Below are 6,041 nucleotides of genomic sequence, written 5' to 3'. Positions count from 1 at the left end.
GGATTATTATCAGCTGCTGCAGGAAATGGGTGAGATCGATCCGAATGAAAATATCCGTCCTTCCCAGAATATACCTGTGATCGTGATCAAGCAGGGCAGAAAATATCTGGGTTTTGTCCGTTGGGGACTTATCCCTTTCTGGGCAAAGGATGATAAGATAGGTTATAAATTATTCAATGCCCGATCAGAAACCATTGACGTGAAACCCAGTTTTAAAGGTGGTTTTAAATCCAGACGCTGTCTGATCCCTGCAAATGGTTTCTTTGAATGGAGAAAACCTGATAAAACTAAATTCTATTTTGAACTGAAAAGCAGAGAACTATTTTCATTTGCCGGTATCTGGGAAAAATGGAAAAACCCTCAGGGAGAGATTATCCCCACCTGCACCATAATTACCTGCCAGCCAAATGAACTGGTCTCCCCTATTCATGACAGGATGCCTGTTATCCTGAAAAGGGAAGATGAGGAGAACTGGCTCAATAGCTCAGATTCGCAAACTCTGAAGAAATTACTTGTCCCTTATCCTGCATCTGATATGAAAGTAATTCAAAAATAAGATAAGTAGAACTTGCTTTACCTTACTAAGACCTTGCGAATGGGCTTTAGTCCTTCGCAATGTCCGTTCTGAACAAAATTTTTACACTTCTAACTGGCTTATAGGTAGAGGTTTATACGCCTCTATCACTGATCAATCATTGCGAAGGTGCAAGCACCATTCGCAAGGTCTTGGTTGTAGAAATTGAACGGTCTAAACGGGAGATAACAAGTTGATTTAGACAATTTATTGACAAATAAAACACCCTCAAATCTCAAGTAATATAAAGAAAAAATAAATTCAGGAGAATAAAAATGAAAAAAGTGATGTTAATCTTAGCAGTCCTTTTCTGTATGATTGTCTTATCCGCAAACGACCTGTTATTTGAAACTCTGGATAATGGCATGCAGGTAGCTGTGAAAAAGAATACTACCAATAATTCCGTTGCCGTTTACGCATTTGTAAAAACTGGTGCAATCAAGGAAGAACAGTTCCTTGGTTGCGGGATTTCTCATTATCTGGAACATCTGGTTTCTTCCGGTACTACCAGTATGCGTACCGAGAGCGAATACGTTCAGCTGGAAGAGCAGCTGGGACTTCTCTCAAATGCCTATACCACCTCAGATATTACTGCCTATTATCTTTCCGGTGAAAATACTTATCTTGATACTATGATCAGCACAGTGGGCGAATTCATCCGTTATTGTGAGTTTGACCAGGCGGAAGTTGATCGTGAAAAAGAAGTGATACTCAAAGAGATGATCATGCGCTCCACTGATGTTAGAAGTCAGATCAGCAACTGGCAGAATTCTGTTACTCATCCAAATTCTAATGCTAAATATCCCGTGATCGGTTATCCTGAGCTGTTTAAGCAGATAACCCGTGATAACCTGCTGGATTATTATCACAGGCATTATATCCCCAATAATATAATTTTTGTTGTTACCGGAAATGTGAATATTCAGGCTACCATGTCTAAAATAAAAGCAACATTTGAAGACTGGCAGCGAAGTAATTACCCCCCTGTATTCCTGCCTGTTCAGAAGCCTTACGGTACAGAATACACCTTCACCAAAGAATTTGAGACCGTTAATGCCAAAGTCAATATTAACTACATCATCCCCGATGCTTATTATCAATATACCAATGAACTCAATGCAGCATTAGATATCCTTTTCAGCAAAAGACAATCACGCATTAATTACCGTCTGGTGGAAGAAGAAAAACTGGTCAATAACGTCTGGGCATATTGCTCTTTGATCCCTGATTCACATGGATCTAATGATGCCGTTATCAGCTTTGAGCCCAAAGAAGAAGCAGATATTGATAAAATTATCTCTATTATCGATGAAGAATTACAAATTGCTGCCCAGGACGGGTTCACTCAGAAAGAACTGGATAATTACATCAATCGCACTAAAGCTTCCCACATACTTTTTGAACTCAGACCTGACCGCGAGGCAAATATGATCGGTTGGTCGATTTATAATCAGAGCAATCCTGATATGCTGGGAATGCAGATAAATGCCCTGGAATTGATCAAGCCAAATGAGATGCCCACGGCAATAGCAAATATTTTACTCACAGATCAAAGAGTGATCACGATTGCTGAACCAATGAAAGATGAAAAAGATGAAACAGCCAGAAAGGTGGAAAGCATCCAGACAAGTCTTAGTATGCAAAAAATAGAGATCGATGATAATGTAGTCCTCTTTTATGATGAGACTGATCAGGAAGAAGTAGTTAATGTTTCACTTATGCTCCCCATTACTCAGGACTGGGAAACCACTGAAAATGCCGGTATCCTGGAAATGACTGCTGATCTGCTGATGAAGGGTTCCAAAAAGTATGAATCCACTGAGATCAGTGAATGGCTGGAAGATCATGTTGTGTCCTTAAGAGCAAACCTGGGATCAAGCGGATTGATGATCTATATCAAATGTCTTACAGACGATCTGGATCAGCTGCTGGAGATGTTCATAGATGGATTTGACCATCCTCAGTTCTCTGAATCAGAAATTGAACTCTGGAAGGAGAGAAATCAAAGTTGGTTTGATCGCCAATCCACTACTGCCAGATATCAGCATCTCATCTTCCGTAATGGAGTGCTTTATGGAAGAGATACCAGAACTGGTATGATGCTCTCAGACCTCGTGGTAAAACAAAAGCAATACACCCGGAAAGATATTAAGGACTGCTGGGATAAATATTTTAAGATAGATAGCTTTATGATTGCCATTAATGGTGATATTTCATTAGATCAAGCCGAAGATGCTGCTAACCTTCTGAATGACAAGCTTCGCAAGGGCAAAGTGAACGAACCGCTTCATAAATTGAAGGTTCCTACCTCCAATATGTTCTTTGAACAGCAATATGAATATGAGCAGGTCAATCTTGATATCAATCTCGCTGCCCCTGCCGTAACTGATCCTGATTTCAAGGTGATGAAAGTGATAAATGCCCTTTTGAACCGTATGGATGGTGGATTACATGAAGCTACCCGTGGGACAAATGATCTGGCATATTACGCTTATTCCCAATATACAACAAATATGGATTATGGTTTCCTGAGACTCACCAGCCAGACCTCGATAAATAAGAAAGATGAGCTCATCTCAGTGCTTCAGCAGCAGCTCGATGATATGATGAATATCGAGATTACTCAGGATGAGATAATTCAGGTTCTTAATAATAATAATACTATTCTCCGTAATAATATATCCAAATCACGCCTTCCTTCCTTGGTGATAAATAACGAAATAGACGGTGTGGGTTATGATTGGTATGATAAACAGCTGGAAGAATTATCAACCGTCACTCCGGATGATATTCGCAGAGTTGCTGCTAAATATTTCCAGAATAAAGTGACTCTTGTTTCCTTTCCGTCAGAAGATTTCCAGAGAAAAATTGAATAGTCTAATATTGTTGTAATAAATTAAACCTAATCTGAGCGATTCTGTTTTGTTTCAGATTGCTAATATCGTTGAGCAGATTGAGTTGTGAAAAATTGCAGGAATACCTTTATGGTATTTCAAAATCTTTCACAATTTCAAGATGCCAAAGAGATTAGTGATATGAGCAAATGAGAATCACTCAGATTAGGTTAAAGGCTGATTGCATGCAATCAGCCTTCTTTTTTCCATACCCTCGGAGGTATATTTACTTTTCGACTTTTATTTGCAGACTAATGGTATCACCATTATCATTCTGCTCCTCAATGAAATAGATATTATCTGCATCCTTATCAAGGCCCATCTCCAATAGCTGTTCCCAGTTAAGCTCCATAAGATCAAGCATAAAATTACCCTTCTGAAATTTAACTTTCAGTCCTGATCCTATCACTGTCATAATTGGTTTGAGCAATTTTGTAAGCTTGTTTATGGAGATGCTGATATCCAGCAGCGGTGCAGCCTGATTTTGACTGAAGATCTCCAGTTTCATTACTGCTTCACGCTTCTTTTGCTCCAGAGTGCTTAATAATTCAGCACCAGCAGCAGCACTGATAGCCCCATCAGCTATAAGCTTAAGAATACGTCTCTGTTCCAATGCCACGATTTATTCCTTACCACCATTTAGAGCACGTAATAATTTCTCAGCATCATCAGGTGTGATCTTACCCTGTTCCAGAAGCTCAAGTATCTTCATCCTGCTGCGTTCCTTCACATCCTCTTCCTTATTCTTCTTAATGTTCCCTGTTTGCTTGTTGATTTCGGATTCCACGTCGCTCTTTTTCTTGGCCACATAATCTGAGATGTTATCCCAGGTCTTATTGACCTTATTAATAGCCACATCTTTATACTTCTCAATATCCTCGGCATTATCATCAATCGTTACCGTGATGGTATCGGATATTTGACTTACGATATTCTTGAGCTTATCTTCTATATCCGGAATATCAATTTCGATATTACTGAGTTTTTCGGCCAGTTTATTGATCTTTTTCTGGATCTTAGGTGCATTCTCTTTCGTCAAATTTTCCAGTGTGGGAATTATCTTTTCCTTTAGTAAAACTTCTATCTTGTGTGAGACCTTACCCTCCAGATCTTCGTGATGATGCATCTTGTCCATCAGTAAGATACCGCCCAGCTTGCTCTCAATATCAATTTTTACGCTGCCGGAGCCATTAACCAGCTTAAATTCCTTCTCGTCATCTCCACTCTGCTCATAACTCTTATCCAGACCGATCATCACTTTACCTCTCCTGGTCCTTGCCTTTATATCATATTCCAGACTCGCAGGTACAAAAACGCTGATCTTGCCATGGCTGTTCTTAAAATTGAATTTTCCTGCTTCTATTTCCTCAAATTCATAATATATTCCTGAATTTACGGTCTCTATATCCGCTGCCGTAAAGCCTGCATTCAAGATCTTAATACCACCATTTTTATGCTCAAGCTGCAATTCACCTCTGCAATGATTTAGCTTCACTCCACCATTCAGATTTTCCAGATGCATCACACCTTTACTGTCCATAACGCTTATGCCGCCATTCTTCTGCTCCAATGTAAGCTCGCCTTCATGGTCCAATACCTTGATCCCGCCATTCACGCTCTTCACCTCAAGTTTACCCTTACAGGCAAAGAATTTCACGCCACCATTGGTAAGCTCATATTCCTGGTCATTTTCAATACTCTCTGTCTTGATCCCGCCATTCACACTTCTGGCACTTATTTTGCTATCCTGCGGTATGGTCACAGTTACCTTCAGATTTTTGAGGACTGCTGTCAGGTGTTTCTCTGTCTGCCTGATCTCCAGTTTATTGTTTTCTTCATCAAAATTCGTTTCCACGTATTCGCTGATTTCCTCACCTTCCGTCATTCCTGTGATACTTTCGATTTCGATCAATACACTTGCTTCCTGCTCGTCATTACCTATTATGTGTAATCCACCACTGTGTAAATTGATCTCTGCCTGAAGTCCACTCCCGGCAGCAAATTTGATTTCTTTTTCTAACTTCATTTTACTTCTCCTTCAAGTATTTTTATCGCCTCTATTACTGATATCTCACCTGTTTCCAGCGCAGATAATACTTCTTCTGATTGAGTGGGACGCGCTACAAGCTTTTTCGTCGCACACAATACTTCACTTAATTGATTCAATTTGTTCTTCACTGTGGGATATGAGATCCCCAGTGCCTTTTCCACTTCCTTGATATTACCCTGGCAGCAGATAAAAGTCCTGGCAAATTCCTGCTGCTCAGGAGTCAATGCCCCAAATTCGCTGATGGCAAATTCTCCCTCAATGGTAATATCACATTCTGGACAGTGATACCGCGTCACTTCCAGTTTCGAATTGCACACTGGACAATTCTGTAATCGCTTATTCATAATACTCTCCTTTTTTATCTTTCTTCTGATTTCTTGTCTCTGCATCATCTGAGGACAAAGTTGCCACACGGATTAATTATGTCAAGTTATATATTAATTATTTTAATATTTATATTCATTATCTTAATATTTGCATTGATTATCTTCATTTATATTGGCTATTATCACCTCGCCTATCC

Annotated in this window: 5 protein-coding genes; 2 read left to right on the top strand and 3 right to left on the bottom strand. The window is 39.6% G+C overall.

Features of this window, described 5'->3' with window-relative positions:
• Positions 1-556 (top strand): SOS response-associated peptidase (locus tag RAO94_05435; protein ID MDP8321771.1); only part of this gene is annotated, 556 nt, incomplete at its 5' end.
• Positions 557-849: 293 nt separating this feature from the next.
• Positions 850-3,450 (top strand): insulinase family protein, encoded by a 2,601-nt coding sequence (locus RAO94_05430; GenBank protein ID MDP8321770.1) that lies wholly within the window; start codon positions 850-852, stop codon positions 3,448-3,450.
• A 244-nt stretch (positions 3,451-3,694) separates the two neighbouring features.
• On the opposite strand, the gene RAO94_05425 is transcribed toward RAO94_05430, so the two are convergent.
• From RAO94_05425 to RAO94_05415, 3 genes are read right to left on the bottom strand one after another with little or no spacing between them, the layout of a single operon-like run.
• Positions 3,695-4,081: a hypothetical protein gene (locus RAO94_05425; GenBank protein MDP8321769.1), complete on the bottom strand. Its 387-nt coding sequence runs from the start codon at positions 4,079-4,081 to the stop codon at positions 3,695-3,697.
• Between the two features lie 9 nt (positions 4,082-4,090).
• On the bottom strand, positions 4,091-5,494 hold the full coding sequence (locus RAO94_05420; protein MDP8321768.1) for a hypothetical protein: 1,404 nt from the start codon (positions 5,492-5,494) through the stop codon (positions 4,091-4,093).
• Complete coding sequence (locus RAO94_05415) at positions 5,491-5,862, bottom strand: DUF2089 domain-containing protein (protein ID MDP8321767.1); 372 nt, start codon at positions 5,860-5,862, stop codon at positions 5,491-5,493. Before RAO94_05415 ends, RAO94_05420 begins: the two co-directional genes overlap by 4 nt.
• Between the last annotated feature and the right edge of the window lie 179 nt (positions 5,863-6,041).

Origin of the sequence: Candidatus Stygibacter australis (genome assembly GCA_030765845.1) — a bacterium.
GTDB lineage: Bacteria > Cloacimonadota > Cloacimonadia > Cloacimonadales > TCS61 > Stygibacter > Stygibacter australis.
This window is presented reverse-complemented; position numbering and strand designations above follow the sequence as displayed.